The 17,005-nt window shown below is 61.8% G+C and carries 16 protein-coding genes and 6 tRNA genes; 18 read left to right on the top strand and 4 right to left on the bottom strand.

Translation table 11 applies throughout. The features are described 5' to 3' along the window. The first annotated feature begins 261 nt into the window (after window positions 1-261). Window positions 262-1,704, top strand: coding sequence for a mannose-1-phosphate guanylyltransferase/mannose-6-phosphate isomerase (locus tag C7389_RS14980; protein ID WP_133592914.1), 1,443 nt, complete (start codon window positions 262-264; stop codon window positions 1,702-1,704). 68 nt (window positions 1,705-1,772) lie between these two features. Here the strand turns inward: C7389_RS14980 and C7389_RS14975 are convergent, their stop codons facing one another. Next, a complete protein-coding gene (locus C7389_RS14975; RefSeq protein WP_133592868.1) occupies window positions 1,773-2,570 on the bottom strand; it encodes an outer membrane protein assembly factor BamD in 798 nt (265 codons plus the stop codon). Between the two features lie 13 nt (window positions 2,571-2,583). Here C7389_RS14975 and rluD point away from each other — a divergent pair, with 13 nt between their 5' ends. Both rluD and pgeF read left to right on the top strand, forming a co-directional pair. Continuing rightward, window positions 2,584-3,558 (top strand): 23S rRNA pseudouridine(1911/1915/1917) synthase RluD, encoded by a 975-nt coding sequence (gene rluD, locus C7389_RS14970; RefSeq protein WP_425455578.1) that lies wholly within the window; start codon window positions 2,584-2,586, stop codon window positions 3,556-3,558. Then, window positions 3,543-4,292, top strand: a complete 750-nt coding sequence (pgeF, locus tag C7389_RS14965) for a peptidoglycan editing factor PgeF (protein WP_133592864.1) — start codon at window positions 3,543-3,545, stop codon at window positions 4,290-4,292. Before rluD ends, pgeF begins: the two co-directional genes overlap by 16 nt. Before the next feature lie 21 nt (window positions 4,293-4,313). On the opposite strand, the gene C7389_RS14960 is transcribed toward pgeF, so the two are convergent. Beyond that, the gene (locus C7389_RS14960) at window positions 4,314-4,532 is read right to left on the bottom strand and encodes a hypothetical protein (RefSeq protein WP_133592862.1); all 219 of its coding nucleotides are present in this window, start codon (window positions 4,530-4,532) and stop codon (window positions 4,314-4,316) included. Between the two features lie 98 nt (window positions 4,533-4,630). Between C7389_RS14960 and C7389_RS14955 the strand changes: the two genes are divergently transcribed. The 14 genes from C7389_RS14955 (at window position 4,631) to C7389_RS14890 (ending at window position 14,554) form a co-directional block, all read left to right on the top strand. After that, window positions 4,631-6,367 carry a PHA/PHB synthase family protein gene (locus tag C7389_RS14955; RefSeq protein WP_133592860.1) on the top strand — a complete coding sequence of 579 codons (1,737 nt, stop codon included), beginning with the start codon at window positions 4,631-4,633 and terminating at the stop codon, window positions 6,365-6,367. Between the two features lie 100 nt (window positions 6,368-6,467). Next, entirely contained in the window at window positions 6,468-7,208 is a 741-nt protein-coding gene (phbB, locus tag C7389_RS14950; protein WP_133592858.1) for an acetoacetyl-CoA reductase, read from the top strand. Window positions 7,209-7,438: 230 nt separating this feature from the next. Further along, window positions 7,439-8,179 carry a beta-ketoacyl-ACP reductase gene (phbB, locus tag C7389_RS14945; RefSeq protein WP_133592856.1) on the top strand — a complete coding sequence of 247 codons (741 nt, stop codon included), beginning with the start codon at window positions 7,439-7,441 and terminating at the stop codon, window positions 8,177-8,179. Window positions 8,180-8,302: 123 nt separating this feature from the next. Then, window positions 8,303-8,908 carry a polyhydroxyalkanoate synthesis repressor PhaR gene (gene phaR / locus C7389_RS14940; protein ID WP_133592854.1) on the top strand — a complete coding sequence of 202 codons (606 nt, stop codon included), beginning with the start codon at window positions 8,303-8,305 and terminating at the stop codon, window positions 8,906-8,908. 66 nt (window positions 8,909-8,974) lie between these two features. Beyond that, window positions 8,975-10,309 (top strand): 30S ribosomal protein S12 methylthiotransferase RimO, encoded by a 1,335-nt coding sequence (gene rimO / locus C7389_RS14935; RefSeq protein WP_133592851.1) that lies wholly within the window; start codon window positions 8,975-8,977, stop codon window positions 10,307-10,309. 1 nt (window position 10,310) lies between these two features. Further along, complete coding sequence (gene rssA, locus C7389_RS14930) at window positions 10,311-11,279, top strand: patatin-like phospholipase RssA (RefSeq protein ID WP_133592849.1); 969 nt, start codon at window positions 10,311-10,313, stop codon at window positions 11,277-11,279. Between the two features lie 33 nt (window positions 11,280-11,312). After that, window positions 11,313-12,719, top strand: coding sequence for an FAD-binding oxidoreductase (locus C7389_RS14925; RefSeq protein WP_133592847.1), 1,407 nt, complete (start codon window positions 11,313-11,315; stop codon window positions 12,717-12,719). 78 nt (window positions 12,720-12,797) lie between these two features. Next, a tRNA-Ala gene (locus C7389_RS14920) sits at window positions 12,798-12,873 on the top strand. 14 nt (window positions 12,874-12,887) lie between these two features. Further along, window positions 12,888-12,963, top strand: a tRNA-Glu gene (locus C7389_RS14915). Window positions 12,964-13,025: 62 nt separating this feature from the next. Beyond that, window positions 13,026-13,102, top strand: a tRNA-Asp gene (locus tag C7389_RS14910). Window positions 13,103-13,197: 95 nt separating this feature from the next. Next, window positions 13,198-13,273, top strand: a tRNA-Ala gene (locus tag C7389_RS14905). A gap of 17 nt (window positions 13,274-13,290) precedes the next feature. Next, window positions 13,291-13,363, top strand: a tRNA-Glu gene (locus tag C7389_RS14900). Between the two features lie 58 nt (window positions 13,364-13,421). Next, window positions 13,422-13,498: transfer RNA gene (locus C7389_RS14895), tRNA-Asp, on the top strand. A gap of 204 nt (window positions 13,499-13,702) precedes the next feature. Then, window positions 13,703-14,554, top strand: coding sequence for a 3-hydroxybutyryl-CoA dehydrogenase (locus C7389_RS14890; RefSeq protein WP_133592845.1), 852 nt, complete (start codon window positions 13,703-13,705; stop codon window positions 14,552-14,554). Between the two features lie 75 nt (window positions 14,555-14,629). Here the strand turns inward: C7389_RS14890 and rho are convergent, their stop codons facing one another. Continuing rightward, on the bottom strand, window positions 14,630-15,889 hold the full coding sequence (gene rho, locus C7389_RS14885) for a transcription termination factor Rho (protein ID WP_133592912.1): 1,260 nt from the start codon (window positions 15,887-15,889) through the stop codon (window positions 14,630-14,632). 178 nt (window positions 15,890-16,067) lie between these two features. Next, the gene (trxA, locus tag C7389_RS14880; protein ID WP_133592843.1) at window positions 16,068-16,394 is read right to left on the bottom strand and encodes a thioredoxin TrxA; all 327 of its coding nucleotides are present in this window, start codon (window positions 16,392-16,394) and stop codon (window positions 16,068-16,070) included. A 246-nt stretch (window positions 16,395-16,640) separates the two neighbouring features. Between trxA and fdxA the strand changes: the two genes are divergently transcribed. Next, window positions 16,641-16,964 (top strand): ferredoxin FdxA, encoded by a 324-nt coding sequence (gene fdxA / locus C7389_RS14875; RefSeq protein ID WP_133592841.1) that lies wholly within the window; start codon window positions 16,641-16,643, stop codon window positions 16,962-16,964. The last annotated feature ends 41 nt before the right edge of the window (window positions 16,965-17,005 follow it).

Raw genomic sequence — 17,005 nt, 5'->3', positions numbered from 1 at the left:
TGAGATGAAACGGGCCGCAGCGCGTTCCCTTCTTCCGACGGGACGCGCGGTGCGGCCCGTTTCCAATGGCACTCTGGCTTGCGAGTGGCGGCTGTCGGGCTTGGGGGTTTGGAGCGCCAGGGCCTGGCCCGCAACGGGCCGCAGCCTCTATGAGCCGGCCCCGCAACGGGCCGATCCCGCAACGGGCCCAGCCTTTCGCGTATGCTGATGCCCTTGGCCGGCGTGCTGCCGGCGCTGGCCCAACTCTCAGCGAATCCCCATATGAAGCTCCAACCCGTCATCCTTTCCGGTGGCTCCGGCACCCGCCTGTGGCCCTTGTCCCGCGAACGCTATCCCAAGCAGCTGCTGGCCCTGTCCGGCGACGACACCATGCTGCAGGCCACCGCGCGGCGGCTGGAAGGCTTCGAGGGCCGTGCGCCGGTGGCCGCGGCGCCTATCGTCGTCTGCAACGAGGAGTACCGCTTCATCACTGCGGAGCAGTTGCAGCTGTGTGGCCATGCGACCGACCGGGTGGTGCTCGAGCCGGCCGGCCGTAACACCGCGCCGGCGCTGACGCTGGCTGCGCTGGTGGCCGAAGGCGCGGGCGAGGATGCGCTGCTGCTGGTGATGCCCGCGGACCATGTGATCCGCGACCGCGTGGCCTTCCACCAGGCCATCGATATCGGCCTGGCGGCTGCGCTGGAGGGCGCCATGGTTACCTTCGGCATCGTGCCCGACCGGCCGGAAACCGGTTACGGCTACATTCGCCCCGGCGCCGCGGCGGGCGAGGGGGTACTGGCGGTGGAGGCCTTCGTCGAGAAGCCGGATATGGATACCGCCGCCCGCTACATCGCCGAAGGTTATCTGTGGAACAGCGGCCTCTTCCTGCTGCGTGCTAGCGTCTGGCTGAAGGCCATCGCCCATTTCGCGCCGGAGATGGCGGCCGCCTGCCGCAGTGCCTATGAGGCGGCGAAGCAGGATAGCGACTTCGTGCGCGTCGGCCGCGAGGCCTTCGAGGTCTGCCCCTCGGACTCGATCGACTACGCGGTAATGGAGAAGCTCGCCGCCGCGCCGGAGCTGGGCATTCCGCCGCGGGTCGTGCCGCTGGAGGCCGGCTGGTCGGACGTCGGCGCCTGGGACGCGCTGTGGACCCTGGCCGAACGCGACGGCGACGGCAATGCGGTGCGCGGCGACGTGCTGCTGGAAGATACCCGTGACAGCCTGGTCCACGCTTCCGACCGCATGGTCACCTGCCTGGGCGTGGATGGCCTGGTGGTGGTGGAGACGCCGGACGCGGTGCTGGTCGCCCGCCGCGACCGCACCCAGGACGTGAAGAAGCTGGTGGCGCGCCTGAAGGCCGGCTCCCGGACGCAGGCGGACACGCATCGCAAGGTCCATCGCCCCTGGGGCTTCTACGATTCCATCGACGCCGGCGACCGCTTCCAGGTGAAGCGCATCGTGGTGAAGCCAGGCGCCCAGCTGAGTCTGCAGATGCATCATCATCGCGCCGAGCACTGGATCGTGGTGCGCGGCACTGCCCGCGTTACCCGTGGCGAGGAGAGTTTCCTGCTGGCGGAGAACCAGTCCACCTACATCCCGCTGGGCACCACCCACCGTCTGGAGAACCCGGGCAAGGTGCCGCTGGAGATGATAGAGGTGCAGTCCGGCTCCTATCTTGGGGAGGACGACATCGTGCGCTTCGAGGACACCTACGGGCGGGGCTGAGACCAGCGCGGGGAAAGAAATGAAAAAACGCCGCGAAGCGGCGTTTTTTCATTGGGCGGATAAAGCGCTTACCAGAGCTGCCACCACGGCCGGCTGTCCGCCGGGCCGCCGCTGTAATAGACGCTGTTGGGGAAGTTCTTGCGCAGCACGCGGTCGGCGTCATCGCGCAGGTCGTTCATGCCCAGCGCTTCGTAACTCTTCACCAGCAGATACAGCGCTTCCTCGTTGGCCGGCGCGTTCGGGTAAGAGGTGATTGCCGCCTGGGCGCGATTGATTGCAGCCACGTAGGCGCCGCGACGGTAGTAATAACGCGATACATGCACTTCATGCGCGGCCAGGGAGTTCACCAGGTAACGCATGCGCTGGCGGGCGTCCTCGGAATAGCGGCTCTCCGGGAAGCGGGTGACGAGGTCGCGGAAGGTGTCGAAGGCTTCGTGGGCACCCTTGGGGTCGCGCTCCGACAAATCCTGGTTGGACAGGCCGGCGAGCAGGCCGAGATCCTCGTTGAAATTCACCAGCCCTTTCAGGTAATAGACGTAATCCACATTGGGATGGTTGGGGTGCAGTTTGATGAAGCGGTCGGCGGCGGCGATGGAAAGCGCTGCCTCGCCCTGCTTGTAATAGGCGTAGGCGACTTCAATCTGCGCCTGCTGGGCGTAGCGGCCGTAGGGGTAGCGGGCTTCCAGCTTCTCGAACAGCTGGATGGCGCGGTCGTACCCGCCCTCGTTCATCGACGATTTCGCCTCGGAATAGAGCTTCTGGGCATTCCAGCCCGCAGTTTCGTCGTTGAGGTCCGGCACGCCGCTGCAGCCGCCAATGAGCAGGGCGCCGATAACCGCTAAACTTCCGAGGGTGAACCTAGCCATCGATAACACTCGCGTGAATGAACTTGAGGATTATAGCCCGGCGGACGAGGCGGGGTCTTGTCGTGAACTGAGCATTCCGGCGGACTTCGCCGGACTCAGGCTGGACCAGGCGCTGGCCCGACTCTTCCCCGAACATTCCCGCAGCCGCCTGCAATCCTGGCTCAAGGAAGGGCGCATCCGGGTGAACGGTGTTTCGCCGGACGCCAAGCACAAGATCTGGGGCGGCGAAGCACTGGAGATTGACGAGGCGCCACTGCCGGCGGCCACCGCTGCGCTGCCGGAGGACATTCCGCTGAGCGTTGTGTTCGAGGATGCACATATCCTGGTGATCGACAAGCCGGCCGGGCTGGTGGTCCATCCCGGCAGTGGTAACTGGAGCGGCACGCTGCTCAACGCCTTGCTCCACCACGCCCCTGAGGTTGCTGCCATACCCCGCGCCGGCATCGTCCACCGGCTGGACAAGGACACCAGCGGCCTGCTGGTGGTGGCCAAGACCCTGGCGGCGCAGACGGATCTCATCCGCCAGTTGCAGGCGCGCACGGTGAAGCGCCACTACCTGGCGCTGGTGCAGGGTGAGCCCGGCATCATGGGCACCGTGGATGCGCCCATAGGCCGCCACCCCAGCCAGCGCATCAAGATGGCGGTGGTGCAGAGCGGCCGGCCGGCGCTCACCCGCTATTCCCTGCGCGAGCGATTGGGCCGCGCGGCACTGGTCGAGTGCCGGCTGGAGACCGGCCGCACCCACCAGATCCGGGTGCACATGGCGCATATCGGCCATCCATTGATCGGCGATCCGGTCTATGGCCAGCGGCGCACCGGCGTCGCAGCGATGGACGCATTTCCGCGGCAGGCGCTGCACGCCTTCCGGCTGGGGCTGGTGCATCCGGCCAGCGGTGAGGAACTGGCCTGGAGCGCGCCGCTGGCGAGCGACTTCGCGGACTTGCTGCGGCTGTTGGGAAGCAAGGAGGTGGAATGTCCGATGTCCTGATTCCCGACTGGCCGGCGCCGGCAAATGTGCGCGCGCTGGTCACCACGCGCGCCGGCGGTGTCAGCCAGGTGCCCTACGGCAGCCTGAACCTGGGCGGTCATGTGGGCGATCTGGCGGAGGCCGTTGCCGAGAACCGCGGTCGCCTGCGGCGCCTGCTACCAGCCGAGCCGGTCTGGCTGGAGCAAGTGCATGGGGTGGCGGTGGCGGAGGCGGACTCCGCCAGCGGCCTGCCGCGGGCGGATGCCTCGGTGGCGCGCGGCGCGGGCGTGGTCTGTGCGGTGATGACGGCGGATTGCCTGCCGGTGTTGTTCTGCGATGACGAAGGCGAGGTGGTAGCCGCCGCCCATGCCGGATGGCGCGGACTGGCCGCGGGCGTGCTGGAGGCGACGGTTGCACGCATGGGCGTGGCGCCTTCGAACGTGCTCGCCTGGCTGGGGCCAGCGATCGGCCCCGCCGCCTTCGAGGTCGGCGGCGAGGTCAGGGTGGCATTTCTGGAGAGCGACCCGGCCGCGGCAGACGCCTTCGTTTCCTCGGCGCAGCCCGGGAAATGGCTGGCGGACCTATATGCCCTTGCCCGTCTGCGCCTCATCCGCGCGGGGGTGTCGCGGATCTACGGCGGGGGCGAATGCACTTATTCGGATAGCCTGCGCTTCTATTCCTATCGGCGTGACGGTGCGACCGGCCGCTTTGCCTCCCTGGTATGGCGGGAGCCATCGGTCACCGCTGCGCCTTAAGCGCTAGGCATTCGCCTGCCGCTATTGCTTGGCATTCGAATCGGCTCTATCGTGGAGGCTCTCGTCCGCCTGTCGCTGACGCAGTTTGCGCCGCCGGGCGGGCGTGCCGAATATCCACAGGAAAAGCGCAAGAGGCGCAGCGCCGTAGAAGATGAATGTGAGCACCCCGCCGACCACGGTGTCATCCGACACCGCTGCGAGCAGGGCGACGTACAGCCAGGCGATTGCGATCACGTACATGAACCGATTCTACCCGTCGAGGCGGCCCCGGAGCGTCCGGAGTCGATGTGTGCAGGCGGAGCTGTGCGCACTCGCGGGCGGCGTCTCAGGAGAGACTGATGTCCGAATCGAATGACAAGCAGGGAACTGCCGCCATGCAGGCCATGTTCGTCGCCGGCCAGGAAATGGCGCGTAATTTCTTCGACCTCGTGGCCAAGCAGCAGAGTGCGGTGCAGGGGGCCGGGCAGGTGCCGCCCTTGCCGATGCCGGAGGCGGAAACGTTGATGCGGCTGCAGAAGGAATTCGCCGAGAAACACACCGCCTTGTGGTCCACCATGCTGTCCCGCAAGGCCGGTGAGGAACAGGCGCAGGTTGCTGCTCCTGAGCCGGGCGACCGCCGTTTCAACGCGCCGGAGTGGTCCACCAGCCCGGTCTTCGACTACGTGCGGCAGGCCTATCTGCTCAACGCCGGCTTTCTGCGCAATGTGGCGGACGAGCTGCCCATCGCCGACGGCCGGGCCAAGTCCCGTATCCAGTACCTGACCCGCCAGTACATCGACGCCTTCGCGCCGACCAACTTCGCCGCCACCAACCCCGAGTTCATCCGCACCGCGATCGAGACCAAGGGCGAGAGCATCACCCGCGGCATCCAGAACCTGCTGTCCGACCTGGAGAAGGGCAGGATCTCGATGACCGATGAAGAGGCCTTCGAGATCGGCCGCAATATCGCCATCAGTCCAGGCTCGGTCATCTTCGAGAACGAGCTCATCCAGCTGATCCAGTACGCGCCCCTGACGCCCAAGGTTGCCCAGGTGCCGCTGTTGATCGTGCCGCCCTGCATCAACAAGTTCTACATCATGGATCTCCAGCCGGAGAACTCCCTGGTGCGCTTCATCGTCGAGCAGGGCTACACCGTGTTCCTGGTGTCATGGAAGAACCCTGGTCCGGAGGAAGCGCATTTCGGTTGGGACGATTACCTCGAGAAAGGCGTGCTGACGGCGCTGGATGTGGTGCGTGCCGTTACCAAGGTGAAAAAGCCGAATGCACTGGGCTTCTGCGTAGGCGGGACCTTGCTGGCCTCTGCCCTGGCGGTGGCGCGTGCCCGCGGCGAAGAGCCGGTGGCCAGCCTGACGCTGATGACCACGCTGCTGGATTTCGCCGATGCCGGCGAGATCGGTTGCCTGGTGGACGAGGCCAGTGTGGCGGCGCGTGAGGCAGCCATCGGCAAGGGCGGGCTGCTCAAGGGCCAGGAACTGGCGAATGTGTTTTCTTCGCTGCGTGCGAATGACCTGATCTGGCAATACGTGGTCGGCAACTACCTGAAGGGCCAGAAGCCGCAGGCCTTCGATCTGCTGTACTGGAACTCGGACGCCACCAATCTGCCCGGCCCTTTCCTTACCTGGTACCTGCGCAATATGTACCTGGAGAACAATCTGCGTGTGCCGGGCCGCTTGAAGATGCTGGGCCAGAAGGTGGATCTGGGGCGGGTGGATGCGCCGGCCTACCTGGTCGCCACCCGGGAGGATCACATCGTTCCTTGGAAGAGCGCCTACCTCGGCCGCAACCTGCTGGGCGGCGAGGTGACCTTCGTGCTTGGCGCGAGCGGCCATATCGCTGGGGCGATCAACCCCGCCTCCAAGAACAAGCGCAGTTACTGGACCAGTGACGCGGCCGTGGCGGATCCGGATGCCTGGCTGGAAGGTGCAGCCGAGCAGAGGGGCAGCTGGTGGCTGCACTGGATACAGTGGCTGAAACCCTATGGCGGCAAGCAGGTCGCGGCCCGGCAGAGGCTGGGCAGCCCGCGCTTCGAGCCCATAGAACCGGCGCCCGGGCGCTACGTCAGAACCAAGGCCTGAGCGCTGCGGCGCCCAGGTCAGCGCGGCAGCGGAGGGGAGGGCGCTGCCGGATGGTCGATACCCTCCCCGAACAGAAGACAACGGGAGAGGAGGAAGGAATATGTCCAGAGTCGCACTCGTTACCGGTGGCATGGGGGGGTTGGGCGAAGCGGTGTGCATCAAGCTCGCAGCCTTGGGCTACCGGGTGGTGACCACGCATTCGCCGGGCAACAGCAAGGCGGCCGAGTGGTTGCAGGGCATGAACAACATGGGCTATGGCTTCAAAGGCTATCCCTGCGATGTAGCCGACTTCGATTCGGCGCAGGCCTGCGTCGCGCAGGTGACTGAAGATGTCGGGCCGGTGGAAGTACTCGTCAACAACGCCGGCATCACGCGCGACATGACTTTCCGCAAGATGACCAAGGCGGATTGGGATGCGGTGATGCGCACCAATCTGGATTCGGTGTTCAACATGACCAAGCAGGTCATGGACGGCATGGTCGAGCGCAAGTGGGGGCGGGTGATCAACGTCTCTTCGGTGAATGGCCAAAAAGGTGCTTTCGGTCAGACCAACTATTCCGCCGCCAAGGCCGGCATGCATGGTTTCACCAAGGCGCTGGCGCTGGAAGTGGCACGTAGCGGGGTGACGGTGAACACCATCTCGCCGGGCTACATCGGCACCAAGATGGTGACGGCGATTCCGCAGGAGATCCTTGACTCGAAGATCCTGCCGCAGATCCCGGTGGGGCGTCTCGGCAAGCCGGAGGAAATCGCCGGCCTGGTGGCCTACTTGTCCTCCGAAGAGGCGGCATTCGTGACGGGCGCGAACATCTCCATCAACGGCGGCCAGCACATGTTCTAACGTCACCTTTGCTTCCGCCTGCGGCGGGAGATCAAGGCACAAAAACGGCGGCGCCTCGCACCTGCGGGCGCCGTTCCAATTTAGTGTATTGCGTCGCAACATCGCACCAATATTGTGACTATAATGCCAGCGCCAAGCGGCTGACGCGTTGCCGCATGCACGCAGGGATGTTGGCGGGAAAGCCATTCCGCATGCTCCCGGTTCCGAAAACCGTTGCAGAAGGATTCGACATGACTCAGAAAGTCGCACTCGTTACCGGCGCCATGGGCGGCCTGGGCACCGCGATTTGTCAGGCCCTGGCCAAGGATGGCATGAAGGTCGTTGCCAACTGTTTGCCCGGCTTCCCCGAGAAGGACGCCTGGCTGGAAAAGCAGAAGGCGCTCGGGTTCGACTTTGCTGCGGCCGAAGGTGACGTGTCCGACTACGAGTCCTGCAAGGCGATGGTCGAGAAGATCGAAGCCGATATCGGCCCGGTGGATGTGCTGGTCAACAACGCCGGCATCACTCGTGACAAATTCTTCCCGAAGATGGAGAAGGGTCAGTGGGATGCGGTGATCAACACCAACCTGAACAGTCTCTTCAATGTGACCCACCATATCTCGCCCAAGATGGCGGAGCGTGGCTGGGGGCGCATCATCAACATTTCCTCGGTCAATGGTGTGAAGGGCCAGGCAGGTCAGGCCAATTACTCAACCGCCAAGGCGGGCGTGCTGGGCTTCACCAAGGCGCTGGCGCAGGAACTTGCGACCAAGGGCGTCACGGTCAATGCCATCGCTCCCGGCTATATCGGCACTGACATGGTCATGGCCATCCGTGATGACATCCGCCAGTCCATCATTGATTCCGTGCCGATGAAGCGCCTCGGCAAGCCGGAAGAAATCGGGGGACTGTGCGCCTATCTTTCGTCTGATATGGCGGGCTACATCACCGGTAGCACGATCAACATCAACGGTGGCTTGCACATGTGTTGATCGTGGTCCGCCTGTCTGCGGATACGCGTAACCCCGTCTATTGGCGGGGTTTTTGTTTTCGCCGCGCGGTATAATTGACCCACATTCAAGAGCGGGACGACCGCCGCCGAGGAGATAAGCGATATGGCCGATCAAGCGCGCCTGATCAAGAAGTACCCGAACCGCCGCCTCTACGATACCCGCACCAGTTCCTACATCACCTTGGCTGACGTCAAGGAACTCGTACTCAACCACGAAGAGTTCCAGGTGGTGGATGCCAAGACCAACGAGGATCTCACCCGCAGCATCCTGCTGCAGATCATCCTGGAGGAGGAGGCCGGCGGCGCCCCGATGTTTACCAGCGATCTGCTGGCTCACATGATCCGGTTCTATGGGAACGCCATGCAGGGCATGATGGGCAAGTACCTCGAGAACAACATCAAGGCCTTCACCGACATGCAGGGCAAGCTGCAGGAGCAGGCCCGCAGCATTTACGGCGACAACAGCCCAGTGAGCCAGGATCTATGGGCTCAGTTCATGAATTTCCAGGGGCCGGCGCTGCAGAGCATGATGGGGACCTATGTGGAACAATCCAAGCGGATGTTCCAGCAGATGCAGGAACAGGTCGAGAACCAGACACGGAACATGTTCTCGGGCTTCCAATTCCCAACCTACAACAAGACTGCCGGCAAGGATGACAAGGAGGCGCCAGCCCCGGGCCCCGCTGGCAAGAGTGGCGCCGAAAAGTAAAGGCGCCCGGCGGCTCCCCGATGGTCTTGTAGGGGAGTCGCGCCATCCCCGACGAGCCGGAGCTGTATGAGTACCCTGAAAGTCCCCGACGCCCCCCGCGTCGGTTTTGTTTCCCTGGGCTGTCCGAAGGCGACAGTCGATTCAGAGCATATCCTGACCCGACTGCGCGCCGAAGGGTACGCCATCTCGGGTTCGTACGACGAAGCCGACATCGTCGTGGTCAACACCTGTGGATTCATCGATGCGGCCGTCGAGGAATCGCTGGATGCCATCGGCGAGGCACTGGCCGAAAACGGCAAGGTCATCGTCACCGGTTGTCTGGGTGCCAAGGACAATGTCGTTCTCGCGGCCCACCCGCAAGTACTTGCCGTGACTGGCCCGCACGCGACCGACGAGGTGATGCAGGCAGTCCATCAGCACCTGCCTAAGCCGCATGACCCCTTTACCGACCTGGTGCCGCCGCAGGGCATTCGGTTGACACCGCAGCATTACGCCTATCTCAAGATTTCCGAAGGCTGTAATCACCGTTGCACCTTCTGCATCATTCCGTCGATGCGAGGCGACCTCGTCAGCCGGCCCATCCATGAAGTGCTGCGCGAGGCCGAGGCGCTGGCGGACTCAGGCGTCAAGGAGATCCTGGTGATTTCCCAGGACACCTCGGCCTACGGCGTGGACATGAAGTACCGCACCGGTTTCTGGAACGGGAAGCCGGTCAAGACTCGTTTGCTGGATTTGGCGAAGGCGCTTGGTGAACTGGGTATCTGGATACGGATGCACTACGTCTATCCCTATCCCAGTGTTGATGACTTGATCCCATTGATGGCGGAAGGGCACATCCTTCCCTACCTCGATGTGCCCTTTCAGCATGCCAGCCCGCGCGTACTCAAGGCCATGAAACGGCCTGCTAATGCGGAGAACGTGCTGGAGCGGGTGCGCAAGTGGCGTAGCATCTGCCCAGATCTGACCATCCGCTCTACCTTCATCACCGGTTTCCCGGGCGAAACGGAGGAGGATTTCGAGATGCTGCTGAGCTTCCTGGAAGAAGCGCAGCTGGATCGAGTAGGCGCCTTCGCTTATTCACCGGTAGAGGGGGCGACGGCCAATGAACTGGCAGACCCTGTGCCGGATGAGATCCGCGAGGAGCGGCGGGCTCGTCTGATGGACTTCCAGGAGGATATCTCTACCCAGCGCCTTGAAGCCAAGATCGGTCGCGAGATGACGGTCCTTGTGGATGATGTCGATGAGGACGGTGCGCTGGCGCGCACTCCCGGCGATGCACCGGAAATCGACGGCCTGGTTGTAATTCCCGACGGCGAAGGCCTGGCTGCTGGCGACTTCGTCCGTGTCCGTATTACCGACTGTGACGTGCACGACCTGTACGCCGAGCGGATCCCCGACTGACATGGTGCCTGGCGGTGGCGTGCTGGAACTCGCGCTTGCCGCCCCGCCGGCTTCCTCCGACGGGCCGGTGATTGGTCTGGCGTTGGGAAGCGGTGCTGCCCGCGGCTGGGCCCATCTCGGCGTGCTGAAGGCCTTGGCGGTGGAGGGCATCTTCCCGCAAGTTGTCTGCGGTTGCTCCATTGGCGCTTTCGTCGGGGCGGCCGCGGCCTCGGGTGACTTGCAGAAGCTGACGGAGTGGGCTGAAGCGCTCAAGTGGCAGGATGTGGTTTCCCTGCTGGACGTCAGCCTGCGTGGTGGCTTGATCAAAGGCGCCAAGCTCATCCAGTTTTTCGAGCGGAACTTTGTCGACCGCGAATTCTCCGAACTGCAGACCCGCTTCGCTTGCGTGGCGACCGAGCTTGCGACCGGCCGGGAGGTATGGCTCCATCGCGGCAGCGTTGCACGAGCGGTGAGAGCCTCGATTGCACTACCTGGGCTCATGACTCCGGTAATGCATGAAGGGAGCCTGCTGGTAGATGGGGGGCTGGTCAATCCAGTTCCGGTGTCCCTGTGCCGGGCAATGGGAGCAGAGGTCGTAATCGCGGTTGATTTGGGCTCCGACATGGTTGGGCGTGCTTGGCGGCGTGCCGAAATGGAGCCGGTGCCTGAGGAAGAGACCGAGGCTGCATGGAGTGACCGTTTGCTGGCGCGGCTCGGCTTCAGCGCGAACGGTGTTCAAGCCAAGGCGATTGAGAACCTGCCCTCGCTGATCACGGTGCTGGGTGCGAGCATCAACATCATGCAGGTCCGCATTGCCCGCAGTCGGCTGGCCGGGGAGCCGGCAGATGTGCTGATCTCGCCGCGGGTAGGCCAATTGGGCCTGATGGATTACCACCGGGCGGCGGAGGCGATTGCCGAGGGCGAGGCGGCGGTGGCCCGTATCAAGCCTCTGCTGCGTTACGCTTTGGGGCACCCAGAACCGAGGCTGTGAATCGAGGCTCGGGTGTCCTGCTGGAGTGATGCCATGGATGCACTGCTGCAAAGTCTGGCTGACATCGTCGGCTGGGAACATGTGCTTACCCGACCGGACGAAATCGAGCCCTATGTCGTCGACTGGCGCGGACGCTACCGGGGGGCTGCCCGGGCTGTCGTGAGGCCGGGCGATGCTTCGGCGGTTGCGGCGGTCGTTCGAGCCTGCGCCCGTGCGGGCGTACCTATGGTCCCTCAAGGCGGCAATACCGGTTTGTGCGGCGGGGCGACCCCTTTGGACGATGGTCGTGCGGTGGTGATCAACCTGTCGCGACTGAACCGTATCCGCCAGATCGATACTGCCAATAACACCTTGTGCGCGGAGGCGGGTTGCACTCTCGCTGCGATACAGGCCGCTGCGGAGGAGGCTGGGCGTCTGTTTCCCCTCTCCCTCGCGTCGGAAGGTAGTTGCGAGATCGGTGGCAACCTGTCCACCAACGCAGGAGGCGTGCAAGTCCTGCGCTACGGCAACACCAGGGAGCTCACACTTGGGCTGGAAGTGGTAATGCCGGATGGTGAACTCTGGAATGGCTTGCGGGGCTTGCGCAAGGACAACACTGGCTACGACCTCAAGCAACTCTTCATTGGTGCTGAGGGTACCTTGGGCATCATTACTGCTGCCGTGCTCAAGCTTTTCCCTGCGGTAAGGCAACGCACGACTGCCTGGGTGTCGGTTCCCGATCCTGCTGCGGCCGTTTCACTGCTTTCAAGGCTGCGAGGGGCTTGTGGAGATAGGGTTACCGCCTTTGAAATCGTCGGCCGAAGTGCCTTGGAACTGGTGCTCCACCACATGCCCGGCGCCAGAGATCCGTTTCCCGGAGACGGTGCCTGGGCAGTACTTGTCGAGTTATCCGACACGGTCGCTGATGGAGGCCTCGCAGAGCTACTGGAAAATGAGTTGGGGCTTGCGGTGGAGGCGGGCTTGATCGAAGACGCGGTGGTCGCGCGCAGCCTTACCCAAATGAAGGCCCTGTGGGGGCTCAGGGAGAATATCTCGGAGGCTCAACGCATAGAGGGGATCAGCATCAAGCATGATGTCTCTGTGCCAGTAAGCGCAATCCCCCATTTTCTCGCAGAGGCGGACCGGCGGTTGAAAGAAGTGTGGCCTGATGTCCGGATCGTAGCTTTTGGTCATATCGGCGATGGAAATCTGCACTACAACTTGTCGAAGCCGAACACGTTAGACAACAACGGATTCATCGCCAAGACCGGCGAAGTGAATCGCATTGTTCACGATCTGGTTGTCGATCTGGGTGGCTCTATTTCGGCCGAGCATGGGCTGGGGCAACTGAAGCGAGAGGAAGTGCTGCGTTATAAAGCCCCTTTGGAGATGCATCTGATGCGCGCTGTGAAACGAGCCCTGGATCCCGCTGGGCTTATGAATCCTAGAAAAGTTCTTTAAAAAATACTGAGGCGAAATATGAAAGGAAGGGCTTTACACTCGGAAATACGCCCCCTATAATGCGCGCTCTTTCGGATCGGGGGTATAGCTCAGCTGGGAGAGCGCTTGCATGGCATGCAAGAGGTCAGCGGTTCGATCCCGCTTACCTCCACCAGCCGAAAGAAATAGGTCCCCATCGTCTAGAGGCCTAGGACACCGCCCTTTCACGGCGATAACCGGGGTTCGAATCCCCGTGGGGACGCCAGGATTATTAGTGCTCTGGCATGAGCGAGAGCCAAGCCGGCAAGATCGGCGTAGGTTGAAGTTGGAGTGGTAGTTCAGTTGGTTAGAATACCGGCCTGTCACGCCGGGGGTCGCGGGTTCGAGCCCCGTCCACTCCGCCAGTAATACCGCAGGGCATCTTGCCCTGCAAGCCTCAGGCAGTTTATGAGGCGCTTGCGGTAAGCTTTAACAGAGGCTATAATCGCCGGCTCGTTGTGGGGGTATAGCTCAGCTGGGAGAGCGCTTGCATGGCATGCAAGAGGTCAGCGGTTCGATCCCGCTTACCTCCACCAAAAGGTTTTAAAAGTTTGTCCCCATCGTCTAGAGGCCTAGGACACCGCCCTTTCACGGCGATAACCGGGGTTCGAATCCCCGTGGGGACGCAAATAAAAAGGCGCTTTGGCGTCAAGCCCGGAGTTTGATTGCGGGCAAGGTTAGTGCGGAGTGGTAGTTCAGTCGGTTAGAATACCGGCCTGTCACGCCGGGGGTCGCGGGTTCGAGTCCCGTCCACTCCGCCAATTTTTAAGAAAGGGAGCCTAAAGGCTCCCTTTTTTTCTGCGCTCTCTCCTTATTGCCAAGTTCTCTTTTCGCCTAGTGCCAAAAAGGGAAGAGGTGCTGGCGCCGAGGGGTGTCTTGATATAGATTTCCACCATACGCCATGGTATGGGTCTTATTCCTGTCTGGCTCCTTCGGCGTTGATAATTTGTGGAGACCTTATTGCAATGAGCATCAAGAAGATCGGTGTGGTTGGCGCAGGCACGATGGGGAACGGGATTGCGCAGGCGTTTGCTGTCTCGGGCATAGATGTCCTGATGACCGATATCAGTGAGGCCCAAGTTCAAAAGGGGCTTGCTACGGTCAGTGGCAGTCTCGACAGACTCATCAAGAAAGATAAGCTGAGTGAGGTGCAGAAGGCCGATGCTATGGCTCGGATCTCCATTGCGACCGATCTTGGTAGGATTGCCGAGTGTGACCTGGTAATCGAGGCTGCGACAGAAAATCTGGATCTTAAGCTGAAGATTTTCTCGCAGTTGGATGCGGTTGCTAAGCCAGGCGCAATCCTCGCCACGAATACCTCCTCGATTTCCGTTACCAAGATTGCTGCGGCGACGAAGCGCGCCGATAGCGTTATCGGTATGCACTTCTTCAACCCGGTGCCAATGATGGCGCTGGTGGAGCTCATTCGCGGACTGCAGACTTCCGACGCTACTTACGCGGCGGTTGAGACGGTCTCTAAGGCTATTGGCAAGACGCCAGTACAGGTGCGCAATAGTCCGGGCTTCGTGGTGAACCGCCTGCTGTGCCCGATGATCAATGAGGCAATTTTCACTTTGGGTGAGGGTTTGGCCACAGCTGCGGAAATCGACGAAGCGATGAAGTTGGGCTGCAATCATCCGATCGGGCCGCTTGCGCTTTGTGATTTGATTGGACTGGATGTTGAGTTGGCGGTAATGCAGGTGCTTTTTGAAGGCTTCAAGGATCCCAAGTACCGCCCGGCGCCGCTGCTCGTGGAGATGGTCGAGGCCGGTTATCTGGGGCGTAAGGCAGGAAAAGGCTTTTTCGATTACAGCTAAGTGCGGAGTTCGGTTTCGCCAAGTTCCGCCAAATAAAAACGCCACCCATGGGTGGCATTTTTATTTACGCTGCTATCAGCCTCTACGCATTGCGTCGAAGAACTCCGCGTTTCCTTTGGTTGCCTTGATCTTGTCGAGCAGGAATTCCATCGCGTCGATATCGTCCATACCGTATAGGAGCTTTCGGAGTATCCAGACTTTTTGCAGGATGTCCGGCTTCATCAGCAGTTCTTCGCGTCGTGTGCCGGAGCGATTCACGTTGATTGCGGGATAGACCCGCTTTTCCGCCATGCGTCTATCGAGATGGAGCTCCATGTTGCCGGTGCCCTTGAATTCCTCGTAGATGACGTCATCCATCCGGCTGCCGGTATCAATCAGCGCAGTGGCGATGATGGTCAGCGAGCCGCCTTCCTCGATATTCCGCGCCGCGCCGAAGAATCGTTTGGGCTTCTGCAGGGCATTGGCGTCTACGCCGCCGGTAAGCACCTTGCCGGAGGCCGGAACCACGGTGTTGTAGGCGCGGGCCAGCCGGGTGAGGGAGTCGAGCAGAATGACGACATCCTTCTTGTGCTCGGTCAGACGCTTGGCCTTCTCGATCACCATCTCGGCAACCTGGACGTGGCGTGATGCGGGCTCGTCGAAGGTGGAGGCAACGACCTCACCCTTCACCGAACGCTGCATCTCGGTTACTTCCTCTGGGCGCTCGTCGATCAGCAGCACGATCACCACCACATCGGGATGGTTGGCCGTGATGGAGTGCGCGATGTGCTGCAGCATCACCGTTTTGCCGCTCTTGGGTGGGGCAACAAGCAGGCCGCGCTGCCCTTTGCCGATAGGCGCGATCATGTCGATGATCCGGCTGGTGACGTTCTCTTCACCACGGATGTCGCGCTCCAGCTTCAGACATTCCTGAGGATGCAGCGGTGTGAGGTTCTCAAACAGGATCTTGTGCTTGCACTCTTCAGGAGGGCGGCCATTGATCTTGTCGAGTTTCACGAGGGCGAAATAGCGCTCCCCATCCTTGGGGGTGCGGATCTCGCCTTCAATCGTATCGCCGGTGTGCAGATTGAAGCGCCGGATCTGCGACGGCGAGACGTAAATGTCGTCGGTGCCGGCAAGATAGGAAGTGTCTGGGGAGCGCAGGAAGCCGAAGCCATCCGGCAGCACTTCCAGGGCACCGTCTCCATAAATCGGCTCGCCCTTCTTGGCCCGATTCTTCAGTAGGGCGAAAACCAACTCCTGCTTGCGCAAACGGTTCGCACCCTCGACTTCGTTGGCGATGGCCATTTCCAAGAGCTGGCTGACGTGCAGCGACTTCAGCTCGGAAAGGTGCATCGCCGCGGCGGCAGTCGATTCGGCGGACGTGGATGAGCCTTCCTCAAGCGCCATGTCCGCATCGAACAGGTCGTTTTCGGAAGCGTTGCCTTGGGGGGGATTACCGTCGCGGTGCTGCCGGGTGCCCCGGCGGCGAGTGCGCGATGCACCGCGAGAACGGGCCGGAGTCGATTCCGGCTTAGATGTTGCTGTCAATGAAGGCGGTCAGTTGAGATTTGGACAGGGCTCCCACCTTGGTTGCCTCGACGTTGCCACCCTTGAAAAGCATTAGGGTTGGAATGCCGCGGATACCATACTTGGAGGGGGTTTCTTGGTTTTCGTCGATGTTGAGCTTGGCGACCTTCAGCTTGCCGGCGTAATCCTTGGCAATGTCGTCCAGAATGGGGGCGATCATCTTGCAGGGACCGCACCATTCGGCCCAATAATCGACAAGGACGGGCGTTTGCGACTGCAGCACTTCGGATTCGAAGCTGCCATCAGTCACGTAATGGATATGCTCGCTCATGGTTCCTCACATCAGGGTGAAGGTTTTTCGTCTTTGATTCGGGGGGTGGGCCAGAGGTGGCCCGGCGGGGGCTGGATGAAGCTGCCCCGAGGGAAGTTTTTGGGACGTTATGCTATGGCGGCCCGCGCGTCAAGAAAATCTCTGGCGGATGCGTGGCGAAAATGCAAATCACTGGACTATATTGTCGGCAATCTCGCTTGTGCACAAGTTTCCGTGCGCGGTTCGTTTCTCCTGGAGTATGACTAGATGGCCTATGTAGTGACCGAATCCTGTATCCGTTGCAAGTACACCGACTGCGTGGATGTATGCCCGGTGGACTGTTTTCGCGAGGGGGAGAATTTCCTCGTGATTGACCCGGAGGAGTGCATTGACTGCACGCTTTGTGTCGCGGAGTGCCCGGTCGAAGCGATCTACGCGGAGGATGATGTTCCTCCCGGGCAGGAGGAGTACATCGCGCTGAATGCGGAGTTGGCGCGGCAGTGGAAGCCTATCGTCGAGCGCAAGGAGCCGCTGCCAGATGCGGAGGAGTGGGCCAAGATCAAAGGCAAGCTGGATCAACTGAAGCGCTGAGCGGGTAAGCCCTTACTTTGCGCCTCAAGTACCTTGCACTA

Origin of the sequence: Azoarcus indigens, assembly GCF_004361735.1 — a bacterium.
Classification (GTDB): domain Bacteria; phylum Pseudomonadota; class Gammaproteobacteria; order Burkholderiales; family Rhodocyclaceae; genus Azoarcus; species Azoarcus indigens.
This window is presented reverse-complemented; position numbering and strand designations above follow the sequence as displayed.

What these genes read in the sequence shown, in the direction of transcription:
- C7389_RS14980 (WP_133592914.1), top strand. Translation starts at nt 262, where the DNA reads ATGAAGCTCCAACCCGTCATCCTTTCCGGTGGCTCCGGCACCCGCCTG.
- C7389_RS14975 (WP_133592868.1), bottom strand. Translation starts at nt 2,570, where the DNA reads ATGGCTAGGTTCACCCTCGGAAGTTTAGCGGTTATCGGCGCCCTGCTC.
- pgeF (WP_133592864.1), top strand. Translation starts at nt 3,543, where the DNA reads ATGTCCGATGTCCTGATTCCCGACTGGCCGGCGCCGGCAAATGTGCGC.
- C7389_RS14960 (WP_133592862.1), bottom strand. Translation starts at nt 4,532, where the DNA reads ATGTACGTGATCGCAATCGCCTGGCTGTACGTCGCCCTGCTCGCAGCG.
- C7389_RS14955 (WP_133592860.1), top strand. Translation starts at nt 4,631, where the DNA reads ATGTCCGAATCGAATGACAAGCAGGGAACTGCCGCCATGCAGGCCATG.
- phbB (WP_133592858.1), top strand. Translation starts at nt 6,468, where the DNA reads ATGTCCAGAGTCGCACTCGTTACCGGTGGCATGGGGGGGTTGGGCGAA.
- phbB (WP_133592856.1), top strand. Translation starts at nt 7,439, where the DNA reads ATGACTCAGAAAGTCGCACTCGTTACCGGCGCCATGGGCGGCCTGGGC.
- phaR (WP_133592854.1), top strand. Translation starts at nt 8,303, where the DNA reads ATGGCCGATCAAGCGCGCCTGATCAAGAAGTACCCGAACCGCCGCCTC.
- rimO (WP_133592851.1), top strand. Translation starts at nt 8,975, where the DNA reads ATGAGTACCCTGAAAGTCCCCGACGCCCCCCGCGTCGGTTTTGTTTCC.
- rssA (WP_133592849.1), top strand. Translation starts at nt 10,311, where the DNA reads ATGGTGCCTGGCGGTGGCGTGCTGGAACTCGCGCTTGCCGCCCCGCCG.
- C7389_RS14925 (WP_133592847.1), top strand. Translation starts at nt 11,313, where the DNA reads ATGGATGCACTGCTGCAAAGTCTGGCTGACATCGTCGGCTGGGAACAT.
- C7389_RS14890 (WP_133592845.1), top strand. Translation starts at nt 13,703, where the DNA reads ATGAGCATCAAGAAGATCGGTGTGGTTGGCGCAGGCACGATGGGGAAC.
- rho (WP_133592912.1), bottom strand. Translation starts at nt 15,889, where the DNA reads ATGCACCTTTCCGAGCTGAAGTCGCTGCACGTCAGCCAGCTCTTGGAA.
- trxA (WP_133592843.1), bottom strand. Translation starts at nt 16,394, where the DNA reads ATGAGCGAGCATATCCATTACGTGACTGATGGCAGCTTCGAATCCGAA.
- fdxA (WP_133592841.1), top strand. Translation starts at nt 16,641, where the DNA reads ATGGCCTATGTAGTGACCGAATCCTGTATCCGTTGCAAGTACACCGAC.